The following is a 15,291-nucleotide window of genomic DNA, read 5'->3' on the forward strand; positions in this document are numbered from 1 at the left end:
TTGAGTTCCGTCGCACCCCCCTCTGTCCTGCCGGACATCTCCCCCGCAAGGGGGGAGATTGGACGTCGCAGCCGTATTCGCCAATACTCGACTTTGAGGAGCGGGGTCGGCGCTGAAACTGCTGATCTCCCCCCTTGCGGGGGAGATGGCCGGCAGGCCAGAGGGGGGTGCTGTCCCGCCGGCGCCACAGATTTTCGGGAGCCTATTTCTTCGCAGCCCCAGCTGCTTTTATATCCAACAGCCCATAGCCGAAGTCATTGTCCCGCCCCTTCGGGCCGAGATCCTTGGCCGTGGCCGCCAGCGCCTTCTCGATCTCGTCGGCCGAGCGGTCGGGCGCGGCATGGATCAGGTTGGCGATCGCGCCTGAGACGATCGCGGCGGCGAAGGAGGTGCCGGTCACCACGTCCGAGCCGGTGCCGCTCGGCGCAACCATCTCAACGCCCGGCGCCGAGAGGAAGACATAGGCGCCGCGATTGGCTTGCGGCATCAGCCCGTCCTTGGCGTCGGTCGCGGTGACCGCGATGACGCCGTCGAAGGCTGCCGGATAGCCGTAAGGCGCCTTCGGCCCGTTGTTGCCGGCCGCTGCGACCAGCACCATGCCGAGCGCGCGCGCATTGCGGCAAGCCGTGCCGAGCAGGTCGTTCTTCGGCCCGACGAAGCTCATATTGATGATGCGCACGTCCTGTTCCGCCGCCCAGTCGAGCGCCGACAGGATGACGTCCATACTCGACTTGCCGCCTTCGAAGGCTCGTGCGTGATAGATCCTGGCGCCCGGCGCGATGCCTTCCAGCGCGCCGACGCCGGCGATCAGCCCGTCGACGGAGGTGCCGTGGTCGCGCCTCTTGATCGGCACGTTCGGCATGGCGTCGAACTGGTCGGCGATCACGCCTTTTAGCGCTGGGTTGGTATCGTCGATGCCGGTGTCGATGACGGCGACGCGCACGTTCTCGCCGCTCGCCTGTTTCGAATCGAGCGCGATGCGCTCGAAGGCATAGTTCACGATGCCGGCTGCCTGCTGCAGCGAATAGATGTGGTTGGGCTCACGCCGCTGCGTGCGCCCGTCGGCGGCAAGCTGCGCCAGCACGACGCCGACCGGCCGTCCGTCCGGAATGCCGTAGCGCACCAGCGTTGTGCCGAGCAGCCGCGACTGGCGCTGCGAGCGCACCTGAAGGCCGAAGGTGGTGGCGATCTGCTGCACCGCGCCGGCATCGCCGGCGACCGTCACCAGCACCTCGTCGGGCACGAACTCGCCACTGACCGCACGCGGCGGCGCGACGACATTGAGCCCGGTAGGCGATGTGATGGGGCCGCTTGGCGGCGGAGCGGGCGCCGCTGTGCTTGTTGGACTCTTTGGAGGCGCCGGCTGCGTTGGCGCAGGCGTCGGCCGTGCCGGCGGATTCGGGAACAGGTCGACGATCAGCGCCGGCAGGAACACAGCGCCAACGGCGGCATTGCCCGCGCCGGATTTCCCGCCGCCATTCCTGACGCCGTCCTCGTCGCAGTCAGCGCCGGCCGCCGTCGTCCGGTTGAGGCAGTCGATCTGCTTTTGCGAGAGGTTCGGATCGTTGGTCTGCGCCACGGCGGGAGCGCCTACAAATGTCGCCGCGAGGATTGCCGCATGAAGAACGACCGCCTTAGCCGCCATCGACCGGTTTCCTTCCCTGCACCACAGCTTCCGCGAAAGGCTGGGCGGCAATAAGGCCGACGAGCTTGTCGTAGTCGGCCGCCGTGCTGGCCGGGATTGTCACGTGAAACACATCGTCGGCGGTCGGCCCGCCGGCGATCTTCAGCCCGTTCTGCCCAAGGAAGGCGGCGATATCCGACATCCTGGCATCCGATTTGAACTTGACCAGGGCGAAGGGCAGGTTTGCTAGATCATCCTGAGCGCCGGCGATTTCAAAGTCGTTGCGCTTGCCGCCCGGCCGCTCGAAAGACTGCGCGACGACCAGTGCAAGCAGCGCCGCGGCCGCCGCCCAAGCGACACCCGACGGGATTGCCGTGACCCGGCCGAAGACCTTCGCCAGCCATGACTGGCCGGGGGGCGTGCGCGCCGGACCGGCCTCGGCGTCGAGCGCCCTTGCAAAGCGGGAGAGCGCGTCGGCCGGCGGTCGGATCGCCTCGTTGGCGGCGGCGGTGCCGGAGAATTCGGCTTCCGCCTCGCCGAGCGCGGCCATCGCCGCAGGATCGGAGGCCAGCCATTCCTCGACGGCTTCGAGTTCTGCGCCTTCCAGCGAACCGTTGAGGTAAAACGGCAGCAACGTCTCCATCTCGTCGCGGCGCGACATCTTTTCAGCGGCGCTCATGGCCACCCCCTGTCGTAACCGGCCGCCTTGAGGGCCTCACCGAGTTTCTTGCGGGCGTAGAACATCCTGGTCTTGACAGTGGCAACCGGGATGTTGAGCACCTCGCCGATCTCGGTCACCGACTGGCCATGGTAATAGGCAAGGTCGATCACCGTGCGGTGTTCCTCCGGCAAGGCATCGACAAAGCGGCGCAAGGCGGCGGCCTTGTCTTCCTTCATGGTGACCACTTCCGGCGTGTCGGCGCTGTCGGGAACCTGCGCCGCGTCATCGTCGTCGATCCAGTCTTCCTTCTTCTTGCGCAGCAAGGACAGTGCCTTGAAGCGGGCGATGCCGAGCAGCCAGGTCGAGACTTCGGAGCGGCCTTCGAAGCTCGGCGCTTGGCGCCACAGCTCGAGAAAGACCTCGTTGGTGATATCGTCGGCCATCATTTCCGATCCCGTCTGGCGCGCCACGAAACGGTAGATCCGCGCGTGGTGACGCATGAACAGGAGCCGCACGGCGGCCCGGTCGCCCTTCGCGACCCGGTCTACAAGCGCGCGATCGGTTTCGGTCGCCGCGTTCATGGCCGGTCGAGCCGCCTGGCTCCTCGTGGCTCTGTCGCTGGTCGGTCCAAAAAGGTTCATCCTCCGCCAGGGAATTTTCGGAAGCTAACCGAAGAAGATGAGCGTTGCCAGAGGTGGCGCCCCCTTCTCCCCTTGTGGGAGAAAGTAGATCGGCGCGGAGCGCCGAGACGGGTTGAGGGGTGTTCCAGCGGAGTGAGACGTTGGCGTTCACTGAAACACCCCTCATTCGTCGCCTTTGGCGACACCTTCTCCCACAAGGGGAGAAGGGGAAGCTAAATCAAAAACACCTTCCCCTTCATCGTCGCCGGCACCTCCACGCCGAGCCGGCTCAGCACCGTCGGCGCGAGCTGCAGCTGGTCGAGCAGCGCGTCGGCTTCTGGACCCTTCGCCGGCCCGAAATAGTAGAGCGCGAAATCCTGCATCTCGTCGTCATGCCCGCCGTGATGGCCGCGGTCCGTCTGGCCGTGATCGGCGGCGACGATGACTTCATAGCCGGCTTCGCGCCAGCCGGGCAGGAAGGCGGCGAGCATACCGTCCATCGCGTAGCAGGCATGATCCATCTCGTGGCAGTCGTGGCCGAAGCGATGGCCCATCGAGTCCAGCGTGCAGCTGTGCAGGACGCCGTAGTCGATGCCGTGGCGGCGGGTGAGCATGGTCAATGTCGCGAACAGGTCGACATCGCTCGGCGTCATCTGGTTCTTGAGATTGTAGCCGGTCATGGTGTGGAAGCGGCCATGCGTGATCGGCCCGCCAGGCTCGTCGAATTCCATGTCCTCGACGAGATCGAATGGATAGGAGCGGAAGAATTCCGACCAGTAGGAATGCGTCACCGCCCCGGTCCTGCCGCCGGCCTTGCTGACCTCCGAGAAGATATCGGGCTGCCTGACCCGGAACCGGTTCTCGTTGGAGAGGATGCCATGAACCTGCGGCGTGACCCCGGTATGGATCGAGGCGTAGCAGCAGGCCGATGTTGACGGCAGCACGGAGCGCATTCTCCACACTTGCGCCTCACCAGACTGTACCCAGCCTTCGAGATTGCCCATGAGCCGGCGCCAGTTCCGGTAGGGCACGCCGTCAAGGATGATGAGCAGCAATTTGGATTTAAGCGCCACGGGCAATTCCATGCGGTCTGGCGGGAGAGATCGGCGGGCTTGACCGGTCCGGCCAAGTCCGAGAAGTGCAGCGAAGAGCTAGCCAGCTTAGTTGCCGGCGCTTTCCATGCGCCGGCCGGCAATCGCCTTCTCCAGCCAGCCGATCTCCATTTCGGGGACGGAGGACAAGAGAAGGTCGGTATAGGCATCGAAGGGCGGCGCCAGCACCTTGCTCTTGGAGCCGTAGCGGACGACCTCGCCGCGATACATGACCGCGATCGAATCGGCGATCGACTTCACTGTCGCGAGGTCGTGGGTGATGAAGAGATAAGCCACTTTCTCGATCTGCTGCAGGTTGAGCAGCAGCTTGAGGATGCCGTGGGCGACCAGCGGATCGAGCGCCGAGGTCACCTCGTCGCAGATGATCAGCTTCGGCTTGGCGGCCAGCGAACGGGCGATGCAGACGCGCTGCTTCTGGCCGCCCGAAAGCTCGGCCGGATAGCGGTCGATGAAGCCCTTTCCCATCTCGATCTGGTCGAGCAGCTCGGCGACGCGCTTGTCGCGCTCGCGGCCTCTTATGCCGAAATAGAACTCGAGCGGCCGGCCGATGATCGTTCCCACGGTCTGGCGCGGGTTCATCGCGACATCGGCCATCTGGTAGATCATCTGCAACTGGCGCAGATCCTCCTTCGGCCTATCGGAGAGCCTGTTGCCAAGCGTGCGGCCGTCGAAGAAGACGCTGCCCTGCTCGGGCGGCAGGAGGCCGGTGATGGCGCGCGCCAGCGTCGATTTGCCGGAACCGCTCTCGCCGACGACGGCCAGCGTCTGGCCCGGGTAGATGTCGACCGAGACGTTCTTCAGCACCTTGACGAGACCGCCGCCATAGGCGGCCGTCACGTTCTTCACCGACAGCATCGGTGTGGTGCCGGGCTGCTGTTCGTTGTGCTCGATCTCATGCACCGAGACCAGCGCGTTGGTGTATTCCTGGCGCGGCTCCTTGATGATCTGGCGGGTACCGCCCCATTCGACCAGCCGGCCATGGCGCAGCACCATGATCTCGTCCGCTACCTGCGCCACCACGGCGAGGTCGTGGGTGATGTATAAAGCCGCCACATGGGTATCGCGGATGGCGTCCTTGATCGCCGCCAGCACATCGATCTGCGTCGTCACGTCGAGCGCCGTGGTCGGCTCGTCGAAGACGATCAGGTCAGGCTCGGAGCAAAGCGCCATCGCCGTCATGACGCGCTGCAACTGGCCGCCGGAGACTTGGTGCGGGAAGCGCTCACCGATCGTTTCCGGATTGGGCAGGCTGAGCTTCTTGAACAGCGCGACGGCTCGCTTTTCGGCCTCGGCCCGGGTTGCCGTGCCGTGCAGAAGCGTCGCCTCCACCACCTGGTCCATCAGCCGGTGCGCCGGATTGAAGGCCGCCGCCGCCGACTGGGCGACATAGCACACTTCGCGGCCGCGCAGCTTGCGCAAGCCCTCCTTGCCGCCCTTCAGTATATCGCGGCCGTTGAGGATCACCTCGCCGCCCGTAATGCGCACGCCGCCCCGGCCATAACCCATGGAGGACAGGCCGATCGTCGACTTGCCGGCGCCGGATTCGCCGATCAAGCCGAGCACCTTGCCCTTCTCCAGCGTCAGCGAGACATCATGGACAAGGGTGATGGTCTTCGGCGCCTCGCCGGGCGGGTAGACGGTCGCCTCGATGCGCAGATTGCGGATGTCGAGGAGTCGGCCGGAGTTTGCTTTGCTGTCAGCCATCACCCGCGCCCTCCCTTCAGGCTGGTCGTGCGGTTGAGCACCCAGTCGGCGACAAGGTTGACCGAGATCGCCAGAGCCGCGATCGCCGCCGCCGGGATGAGCGCCGCCGGGATGCCGAAGACGATGCCGTCCTTGTTCTCCTTCACCATGCCGCCCCAGTCGGCGTCCGGCGGCTGCACGCCGAGGCCGAGGAAGGAGAGCGTCGACAGGAAAAGCACCGCATAGATGAAGCGCAGGCCGAGTTCCGAGACCAGGGGCGACAGCGCGTTCGGCAGAATCTCGCGGAAAATGATCCAGCCGCTGCCTTCGCCGCGCAGTTTCGCGGCCTCGACATAGTCCATGACGTTGATGTCGACTGCCACCGCGCGCGACAAGCGGTAGACACGAGTCGAATCGAGGATGCCCATCACCAGGATCAGCGTCACCAGGTTGGACGGCAGCACCGACAGGACGACCAGGCCCATGATCAGCGTCGGGATCGACATCAGCAGGTCGACGAGGCGCGACAGCATCGTGTCGAACCAGCCGCCGAACACCGCCGCCGAGAAGCCCAGAATGGCGCCGAGCGAAAAGGACAGCGCGGTGGCCAGCACGGCGATGAACAGCGTGATGCGGGCGCCATAGATCATGCGGGACAAGAGATCGCGGCCAAGATTGTCGGTGCCCAACAGGTGCACCGATGACATCGGTTCCCAAGGGACGTCGCTGACGATCTCGGCATTGCCGTGCGGGGCGATCCATGGCGCCAAGACCGCCGCCAGCACGAACAGCGTCGTCAGCACAATGCCGATCAGCGCCGCGACAGGAGTGCGTCTGATATCGAGCATACCGGCGCCCCCTACTTCGGATGCCTGAGCCGCGGATTGGCGACGATCGCCGCAATGTCCGCGATGATGTTGAGGGCGATATAGACGGCCGCAAAGATCAGGCCGACCGCCTGGACGACGGGAACGTCGCGCTTGGTGACGTGGTCGACGAGATATTGCCCCATGCCCGGATAGACGAAAATCACCTCGACCACGACGACGCCGACCACGAGATAGGCGAGGTTCAGCATGACGACATTGATGATCGGCGCGATCGCGTTCGGGAAGGCATGCTTGCGGATGACCGCGAAAGCCGAGAGTCCCTTGAGCTCCGCCGTCTCGACATAGGCCGATTGCATGACGTTGAGGATCGCCGCTCGCGTCATGCGCATCATGTGGGCCAGCACCACCAGCGTCAGCGCCGCCGCCGGCAGCGCGATCGCCTGCAACCGCTCGCCTAACGACATTCCGTCATAGACGGTCGAGATGGCTGGGAACCATTGATGCTCGACCGCGAAGTAGAAGACCAGGAGGTAGCCGATGAAGAATTCGGGGAACGAGGTCGAGGCGAGCGCCACGCCGGAGATCATCTTGTCGACCCAGCCATTGCGGTAGCGCACCGCGATCAGGCCAAGCGTGATCGCCAGCGGAATGGCCACGATTGCCGCCCAGAAGGCCAGGAACAAGGTGTTCCACAGCCGTTCCTTGATCGATGTCGCGATGTCCTGGCCGCTCGACATCGCCGTGCCGAGATCGCCGGTGAGCACGCCGCCCAGCCAGTGGAAGTAGCGGATATAGGCAGGCTGATTGAGTCCGAGCTGTTCGCGCAGATTGGCGAGCGACTCCGGCGTCGCCGATTGTCCGAGGATGGCTTGGGCGACGTCGCCGGGCAGGATCTGCGTGCCGGCGAAGATCAGGACCGAAACGGCCAGCAGAAGGAGGATGCCCAGCGCAACGCGCTGGGCCACCAGTTTCACGACGGGTGAGGACATCTCCGCAAGGCCGGACCTTAGGCTTCCATCCAGCACTTCGCCAAGGCGTAGCCGTTCATCAGCTCCTGATGCGGATCGTCCACCCAGCCACCGACCTTGGGACCAGTTGCGTCGATGAACTGGTTGAACATCGGCAGGATCAAGCCGCCCTCGTCACGCACCATCACAGCCATGTCATGGTACATCTGCTTGCGCTTGGCCTCGTCGAGCTCGGCGCGCGCCGCCAGCACCATCTTGTCGAAGTCCGGCCGCTTGAACCGCGTGTCGTTCCAGTCGGCGCTCGACAGGTAGGCGGTCGAGTACATTTGGTCCTGCGTCGAGCGGCCGCCCCAATAGGAAGCGCAGAAGGGCTGCTTGTTCCAGACTTCGTTCCAGTAGCCGTCGCCGGGCTCGCGCTTGATTTCCAGCTTGATGCCGGCCTTGGCCGCGCTCTGCTGATAGAGCTGCGCGGCATCGACCGCGCCGGGGAAGGCGACGTCCGACGTCCTGAGCAGCACGGCGCCGTCGTGACCCGACTTCTTGTAGTGGAACTTGGCCTTGTCGGGATCGTATTTGCGCTGCTCGATCTCTGTGAACAGCGGGTAGGAGGCGTTGATCGGGAAGTCGTTGCCGAGCGAGCCGTAGCCGCGCAGCACCTTGTTCAGCATCTCTTCGCGGTTGATCGCCAGCTTCAGCGCCATCCTGAGGTCGTTGTTGTCGAACGGCGCCGTGTTGCAATGCATGATGAACACGTAGTGGCCGGGACCGGAGTGGTTGCGGATGGTGACGCCCCGCACGCGCTTGATCAGGTCGACGATCTTCGGCTCGACGCGGTTGATCATGTTGACCTGACCGCCCTGCAGGGCCGCCGTGCGCGCCGTCGCGTCGTTGATGACGACGACTTCGACCTGGTCGGCATGGCCCATCTTGTCGCCCTGCCAGTAGTTGGCGAAGCGTTCGCCGACATGGCGCACGCCGGGCTCGTTGACCTTGACCTTGTAAGGGCCGGCGCTGATGCCGGCGTCGGGTTTGTCCTTGCCGCCATTCGGCTGGACGATCAGGTGATAGTCGCTGAGCAGATAGGGAAGGTCGGCGTTGGCTTCCTTGAGGGTCAGCACCACTTCCTTGCCGTTGACCTTGATGGTCTCGATGCCCTTCATGTAGCCGAGCGCGCCGGACTTCGACTTCTCGTCCGAATGGCGCTCCAGCGTGGCGGCCACGTCCTGGGCGGTCACCGTCTTGCCGTTGTGGAATTCGATGCCGTCGCGGATCTTGAGCGTCCAGACCTTGGCGTCGTCGGAAGAGCCGATTTCCTCGGCGATGCGGTTCTCGAGCTTGCCGTCGGGCGACAGTTCGACGATCATTTCGCCCCAGCACTTGCCGAAGGCGAAGGGCACCTGGGTCATCATCAGCGCCGGGTCGAGGCTGTTGGTGGATTCACCGCCGACCAGGCCGGCCTTCAACGTGCCGCCCTTGACGGGGCCGGCAGCCCGGGCAGCGCTCGAAAGCAGCGAGTTGGCGAAGGGCGCGGTGACGCCGAGCGCGGCGGCGCGGCCAAGGAAGTCGCGGCGGCTGAGCTTTCCGGCAGCGACGCGCCGGCTGAGATAGTCGAGTTCGTTTGTCATTATGGGTTCCTCACTCTGATGGTACGACCATGTGGTCGGTTCTTGTTCTTGTGAGGGATAATGAGCGCAACGGAAAGCTGTAAGCAAGACCGAATGCGACATGCCGTGGCGTAAATGGCGCGTCGCATTTGGACCAATCTTGTAAGCGCTCACACGAGAGCGCGGGGAATCGTCTGTTTGAAATCGCGTTCAAACACCAGCTTTTCGCCCTCATAGGCCTCGATTCTGGCGCTGAGGATGAAGTCTTGCGCGTCCGAGCGCATCTCAGCGAAGGTCTCGGTCCGCACCGACCATTCATTTCGCGACAATGTCTGCGTCCAATGCGTGCTGCCCGTCGCCGACAGCGGATCGTCGGGTTGGATCGCCCATGTCTCCCGGACCATGCTGCCGTGGACCAGCCCGTGCTCCAGGTCGCGCACCTCGCCGAAATCGTCCGTTACGGCAAGCGTGACGACGCCGGTCTTTTCGTTGCGGTGGATATGCCGCTCGGAATTGGTCGGCCTGATCGTCTCGGTCGCCCAGGGCGTAGCCCCTTCCGGTTCGAGGAACGACACCTCGTCGGCCGTCGCCGGCGGGCGCAGCGGCAGCTTGAGCGTCGCGGCCGACAGTTCGAGCGTCGCCGGCTCCGGCGACGGCCAGATCATCGGCCAGTAGGCGGTCGAGACGGCGACCCGCAGCCGGTGGCCGGCCGCCACCCGATAGGCGCACTGGTCGAGCACGACGCGTGCCGAGACCGTCTCGCCTGGCACCAGCGCTTCCGGGAACTCGTGCGAGTTGCGGTGGGTGAGGTTGAGCACGCCATAGGAGATCAGCTCCGAGGCGCCGTCCGGATGCACGTCGCAGAGACGCACCGCGAGGTTGGCCTGGCGGCGGTCCGAGGCAACCCGTACTTCGACTTCAGGCGCGCCGACGATGTCGATCGCCTCCTCGAGTTCGACCTGGTCGAAGCATACCGAAAGCGCGTCGTCGGAGCGCTGGTCGCCCGGCAGTTCCGGACCGAAGGTGAAGGGAAAATACTCGCCGCCGGCAAGCCCGCAACTTTGCGGCGAGGCGACGATTGCCGGCCCGACGCCCTCGGGAATGAGCCCGGTTGCCTTGATCTTGATGTTGGGCGAGGGCCATTGCTGTTCCGCAATCCAGCGGCCTGGCCGTTCGGGATGCCAGCGGGCCGGACGCACGCTATCCATCACATAGGCGCGGTAGTCCGGGTCGGCCTCGACGCCGGTCGCCGCGCCCTTCAGCCAGCGGTCCCACCAGCGCAGCGCCTCCTGCAGGAAACCGATGGCCGGATTGGGTGCCGCGTAATGCGGATATTTGTGGATCCAGGGGCCGACGATGCCCTTCACCGGCGCCTGGATGTTGGTGACGAGATTGGAGATCGTGTTGCGGTAGCCGTCATGCCAACCGCCGATCGACAGCACTGCCGCCTTAACGGCCGAAAAGTGCTCGCAGATCGAGCCGCGTTTCCAGTAGGCATCGCGATGCTGGTGGCTGAGCCATAGCGGCGCGAGAAAAGGCTGGTTCTCCAGACGGCTCAGCCACAGATCGCGCCAGCGGTTGCCGCCGGCGATTTCCGGATCCGGCGGCCGCGACGAGTAGGAGAGCATCGTCGAGGCCCAGCCGAAATTCTCGAGCAGCAGGCAGCCGCCCTTGTAGTGAATGTCGTCGGCATAGCGGTCGACGGTCGAGCACAGGCTGATCACCGCCTTCAGCGCCGGCGGCTGCTTTGCCGCGACCTGCAGGCAGTTGAAGCCGCCCCAGGATATGCCCATCATGCCGACATTGCCGTTGCACCAGGGCTGCGCGGCCACCCAGGCGATGACGTCGCAGGCGTCCTGCAATTCCTGCTCGGAATATTCGTCGTCCATCAGCCCTTCGGAATCACCGTTGCCGCGCATGTCGACGCGGATCGAGGCATAGCCGTGTCCGGCGAAATAGGGATGCGTCAGCTGATCGCGGAAGATGGTGCCGTCGCGCTTGCGGTAGGGCAAATGCTCGAGGACCGCCGGCACCGGGTTGTCGCCGGCATCCTCAGGCATCCATATGCGCGCCGACAGCCGGCAGCCATCCGGCATGACGATGCCCATATCGGGAAATTCGACGACCTTGCGAGGGAATTCTGTGACGGTTTTCATGCAAGGCACATGATGGAACCGTCGCCGAGGCGTCGTGGGCCAGCCGGCGAAATCGGCTGGTCAATAAGCGTCAGTTCAAAGCGTCAGTTCAGCGGAATGTCGTTGTCGGCCTTGCTCGCCTGGTATGTGCCGGACAGCGCGTCATAGCGTGCGGAGATCTTGGCAATGCGCGCCTCCAGCCGCCTGCGTTCCGCCTCGGGCAAAGCGCGCACCAGCCGGCGTATGGAAAAGCTCTTCCAATAGGCGTTCTCGGCGTTGTAGCCGCCGGGATCGAGTGTGAAGACCTCCTTCAGGATCTTCAGGTCATGCGGGATGGCGAAGCTGTCGCGCGAGTCCTCGTGGCTGAAGAGGTAGTAGAAATTGTCGAAGCCGGTCCAGGTGATCGCCGACAGGCACAGCGAGCAGGGCTCGTGCGTGGCCAGGAACAGTGCATCCCTGGTGTCGACGCGCTCGGCTTTTGGCATTTCGTAAAATCGCTTCAGGCAGTGCATTTCGCCATGCCAGAGCGGATTTTCGATCTCGTTGTTGGTTTCGGCAATCACCAGCGAGCGGTCGTCTTTCCGCAGGATGGCGGCGCCGAAGAGTTTGTTGCCATGGGCAACGCCTTCAGCGGTCTTCGGCACGATATCGTGCTCGATAACGTCGAGCAGGCGGTCGATCAGCGAAATGTCTGTCATCGGGGAAAACTGGCAGCTTTCAGGGAAGATGGATCTCGTAAGGGTGCGAGAAATGGCACTCTTCGAGGTTGGCGCCGTCGCCGCCGCGGTCGACGATGAGGAAGTCCTGTTCCTCGCCGATCGGCGTCAGCACGCCGTGCCAGAGGTTGCGCCGGTAGTTGATGCCCTGCCCGGGCGCGGTGATGAAGGCGTGCGGCTCGCCTGGGCCGTCCTGAGTGTCATGGCAGACGACAACCAGGAATGGCCGCGGCGACAACGGAATGAAGGCCTGGCTGCCGAGCGGATGGCGCTCGACCATGGTCAGTTTCAGAGGCATCTCGTAGGGGGTGCCGCGCACCATCGAGATCAGCACCTTGGCATTCGGCCCGGTGGCCTCGGCAGTGGCGAGATCGTGGTAGCGCATCGCCTTGCCGCCATTGATCGGGTAGCGGTTCTCGCCGCCCATATCGATCACGTCGCCAAACGGCGCGAAGTTTTCGCGTGTCAGCGGCTGGGCCACGATTTGGGTCACCGCGCGCGAGCCCCAAGGGCGCCGCCAAGCTTGGCGTGCCGGTTGACGTCCTTGTATAGCAGGTAGCGGAAATTCCCGGGACCGCCGGCGTAGCAGGCCTGCGGGCAAAAGGCGCGCAGCCACATGAAGTCGCCGGCCTCGACCTCGACCCAGTCCTGATTGAGGCGATAGACTGCCTTGCCTTCGAGCACATAGAGCCCATGCTCCATGACATGGGTCTCGGCGAAGGGGATGACCGCGCCGGGTTTGAGCGTGACGATGGTGACATGCATATCGTGGCGCATGTCGGCCGGGTCGACGAAGCGCGTCGTCGCCCAGTGGCCTCCCGTGCCGGGCATCGGGCTCGGCTCGACCTCCTTGTCGCTGCTGAAGAAGGCTTCCGGAACGTCGAGGCCGTCGACCGCCTCATAGGCCTTGCGGACCCAGTGGAAGCGGACCGCACCGCTGCTCTCATTGCGCACCGTCCAGCCGCTGCCCGGCGGCAGGAAGGCGAAGCCGCCTGGGCGAAGCACATGGTTCTTGCCGGCAAGCGAGACCGTAAGCTCGCCCTCGACCACGAACAGCACGCCCTCGGCTTCGGGGTCGAGCTCAGGCCGGTCGCTGCCGCCGCCGGGCAGGACCTCGACGATGTACTGCGAAAAGGTCTCGGCGAAGCCCGAAAGCGGTCTTGCGATGATCCAGGCCCTTGTCTTGTCCCAGAACGGCAGCGGGCTGGTGACGATGTCCTGCATCACGCCCTTGGGGATCACCGCATAGGCTTCGGTGAAGACGGCGCGGCCGGTCAACAGCTCGTGCTGACCGGGATGGCCGCCATGCGGCGCGTAATAGGTTCGCTCGGCCATGTTCATCCTGTCCATGTGTTGAAGCCTATTTTGGAAGCATGTCTTTGAGCCGAAGCAGCGCGATGCGCTCGACTTGTTTGCACGCGGTGTCGAATTCATTGCTGCGGCTGTTGCCGATGCGAGCCTCGAACTCCGCCAGGATCTGGTCCTTCGTCTTGCCCTTGACCGCGATGATGAAGGGAAAGCCGAAGGTCGTGACATAGGCGGCGTTGAGCTTCGAAAACAGCTCGCGCTCCTTGTCGGTCAGCGCGTCGAGCCCGGCGGAGGCCTGTTCTTTGGCTGATTCCGGCGTCAGCCGCTTGGCCGCCGCCAGCTTGCCGGCAAGGTCGGGATGGGCGTTGAGCACAGAAAGCCGCTCGGCCTCGGTCGCCGCGCGGAAGACGCGGCAGAGCGCGTTGTGCAGGCCGCCGGCGCTGTCATGGGCCGGGCCGAGCTCCAGTTCGTAGGCCCGCTCGGCGATCCACGGCGAATGCTCGAACACCCCGCCGAAAGCATGCACGAATTCCTCGAATTCCATCCGAGACGGGCGCAGCGCCGGCGCCTGGTAGGGGTGCGTCTCGCGCCAGTGTTTTGCGATATCGATGCGCCGGGTCAGCCACACCCTGTCATGCGACTTCACATAGTCGACGAAGCGCTTCAGCGCCGCCACGCGGCCCGGACGGCCAACCAGCCGGCAATGCAGGCCGATGTTCATCATGCGCGGCCGCCCCGCCTTGCCCTCCGCATAGAGCGTGTCGAAACTGTCCTTCAGATAGGCGAAGAACTGGTCGCCCGAATTGAAGCCCTGCGGCGTGGCGAAGCGCATGTCGTTGGCGTCGAGCGTATAGGGGATGATGAGCTGCGGCTTCTCCAAACCATCCCGGTCGAACCAGTAGGGCAATTCGTCGTCATAGGTGTCGGAGACGTAATCGAAGCCGCCTTCCTCGGCGACGAGTCGCACCGTGTTGACCGAAGTGCGGCCGGTGTACCAGCCGGTCGGCCGCGCGCCAGTCACTTCGTAATGCAGACGGATCGTCTCTTCGAGGTCGCGTCGCTCGTCCTCCGCGCTATGGTCGCGGTAGTCGATCCATTTCAGCCCGTGCGAGGCGATCTCCCAGCCGGCCTCCTGCATCGCAGCGACCTGATCGGGGGAGCGTGCCAGCGCCGTGGCGACGCCGTAGCAGGTCACCGGCACCTCAGCTTGCGTGAACAGCCGGTATAGCCGCCAGAAGCCGGCGCGGGCGCCGTATTCATAGATCGATTCCATGTTCCAATGGCGCTGGCCGAGCCAGGGGGCGGCGCCGACAATCTCGGATAGGAAGGCTTCGGAAGCCTTGTCGCCGTGCAGCACGCAGTTCTCGCCGCCTTCCTCGTAATTGACGACGAACTGCACCGCGACATAGGCGTCGCCGGGCCATTTCGGGTCCGGCGGATTGGCTCCGTAACCGCGCATGTCCCGTTCGTAACGCATGATCGCTCCTGCCCGAATGTTGAGATGAAGATATCGAAAGGAGTGCTCGTGCATTCCCCCGAAAATTTTTGAAAGTGCTTTTTGCCGCACTCCGCTCGACCGGGGCTTATGCATCGCCTTTAATTGGCGCACAATTGACCTGAAAACGTTCGACTACTTGGGATGGGAGGCGGCCAGTGGCAGAAACTTCGAAAGCCGATGGCGGGCGTCTGACGACCCATGTCCTCGATACCGCGACCGGCAGGCCGGCAAAGGGCCTTTCGATCGGGCTTTTCCGCCTCGAAGGCCAGGCCCGCACGCATTTGAAGACCGTCACCACCAACGACGACGGCCGCTGCGACGCGCCGCTGCTTGCCGGCGCCGACTTCCGCACCGGCGAGTACGAACTGGTCTTCGCTGCCGGCGATTATCTGCGCGGGCAGGGCGCCAGCCTGCCGCAGCCGGCTTTCCTCGACACCGTGCCGATCCGCTTCGGCATGGCGGAGGAGCGGCATTATCATGTGCCGCTCTTGATCTCGCCCTACGGCTACTCGACCTATCGCGGGAGCTGAGA

Annotated in this window: 14 protein-coding genes; 1 reads left to right on the top strand and 13 read right to left on the bottom strand. The window is 64.4% G+C overall.

The genetic code is table 11. The annotated features are described in order from the left end of the window. Positions 1-202 precede the first annotated feature (202 nt). From P9228_RS03255 to puuE, 13 genes are all read right to left on the bottom strand, one after another. Complete coding sequence (locus P9228_RS03255) at positions 203-1,645, bottom strand: S8 family serine peptidase (RefSeq protein WP_278052376.1); 1,443 nt, start codon at positions 1,643-1,645, stop codon at positions 203-205. Then, a complete protein-coding gene (locus P9228_RS03260) occupies positions 1,635-2,303 on the bottom strand; it encodes an anti-sigma factor (protein ID WP_278052378.1) in 669 nt (222 codons plus the stop codon). Before P9228_RS03260 ends, P9228_RS03255 begins: the two co-directional genes overlap by 11 nt. Beyond that, on the bottom strand, positions 2,300-2,866 hold the full coding sequence (locus P9228_RS03265; RefSeq protein WP_067324697.1) for a sigma-70 family RNA polymerase sigma factor: 567 nt from the start codon (positions 2,864-2,866) through the stop codon (positions 2,300-2,302). Before P9228_RS03265 ends, P9228_RS03260 begins: the two co-directional genes overlap by 4 nt. 272 nt (positions 2,867-3,138) lie before the next feature. After that, entirely contained in the window at positions 3,139-3,978 is an 840-nt protein-coding gene (locus tag P9228_RS03270; protein WP_278052381.1) for an alkaline phosphatase family protein, read from the bottom strand. Between the two features lie 87 nt (positions 3,979-4,065). Then, positions 4,066-5,721: an ABC transporter ATP-binding protein gene (locus P9228_RS03275; protein WP_066995985.1), complete on the bottom strand. Its 1,656-nt coding sequence runs from the start codon at positions 5,719-5,721 to the stop codon at positions 4,066-4,068. After that, positions 5,721-6,548 carry an ABC transporter permease gene (locus P9228_RS03280; protein WP_066995982.1) on the bottom strand — a complete coding sequence of 276 codons (828 nt, stop codon included), beginning with the start codon at positions 6,546-6,548 and terminating at the stop codon, positions 5,721-5,723. The genes P9228_RS03275 and P9228_RS03280 overlap by 1 nt, the downstream gene beginning before the upstream one ends. 11 nt (positions 6,549-6,559) lie before the next feature. Next, positions 6,560-7,519: an ABC transporter permease gene (locus P9228_RS03285; protein ID WP_067324105.1), complete on the bottom strand. Its 960-nt coding sequence runs from the start codon at positions 7,517-7,519 to the stop codon at positions 6,560-6,562. Between the two features lie 17 nt (positions 7,520-7,536). Then, entirely contained in the window at positions 7,537-9,123 is a 1,587-nt protein-coding gene (locus P9228_RS03290; protein ID WP_067324106.1) for an ABC transporter substrate-binding protein, read from the bottom strand. A gap of 149 nt (positions 9,124-9,272) precedes the next feature. Then, complete coding sequence (locus P9228_RS03295) at positions 9,273-11,258, bottom strand: CocE/NonD family hydrolase (RefSeq protein ID WP_278052388.1); 1,986 nt, start codon at positions 11,256-11,258, stop codon at positions 9,273-9,275. An 83-nt stretch (positions 11,259-11,341) separates the two neighbouring features. Beyond that, positions 11,342-11,935 carry a nucleoside deaminase gene (locus P9228_RS03300; RefSeq protein ID WP_127239732.1) on the bottom strand — a complete coding sequence of 198 codons (594 nt, stop codon included), beginning with the start codon at positions 11,933-11,935 and terminating at the stop codon, positions 11,342-11,344. Between the two features lie 19 nt (positions 11,936-11,954). Continuing rightward, positions 11,955-12,446, bottom strand: a complete 492-nt coding sequence (locus tag P9228_RS03305) for an ureidoglycolate lyase (protein ID WP_067324111.1) — start codon at positions 12,444-12,446, stop codon at positions 11,955-11,957. After that, complete coding sequence (locus P9228_RS03310) at positions 12,443-13,303, bottom strand: bifunctional allantoicase/(S)-ureidoglycine aminohydrolase (protein ID WP_067324113.1); 861 nt, start codon at positions 13,301-13,303, stop codon at positions 12,443-12,445. Before P9228_RS03310 ends, P9228_RS03305 begins: the two co-directional genes overlap by 4 nt. Positions 13,304-13,313: 10 nt before the next feature. Beyond that, positions 13,314-14,738: an allantoinase PuuE gene (gene puuE / locus P9228_RS03315; RefSeq protein WP_095799151.1), complete on the bottom strand. Its 1,425-nt coding sequence runs from the start codon at positions 14,736-14,738 to the stop codon at positions 13,314-13,316. A gap of 176 nt (positions 14,739-14,914) precedes the next feature. Here puuE and uraH point away from each other — a divergent pair, with 176 nt between their 5' ends. Continuing rightward, entirely contained in the window at positions 14,915-15,289 is a 375-nt protein-coding gene (gene uraH, locus P9228_RS03320) for a hydroxyisourate hydrolase (protein WP_095799152.1), read from the top strand. Positions 15,290-15,291: the final 2 nt, after the last annotated feature.

Source organism: Mesorhizobium sp. WSM4898 (assembly GCF_029625845.1).
GTDB lineage: Bacteria > Pseudomonadota > Alphaproteobacteria > Rhizobiales > Rhizobiaceae > Mesorhizobium.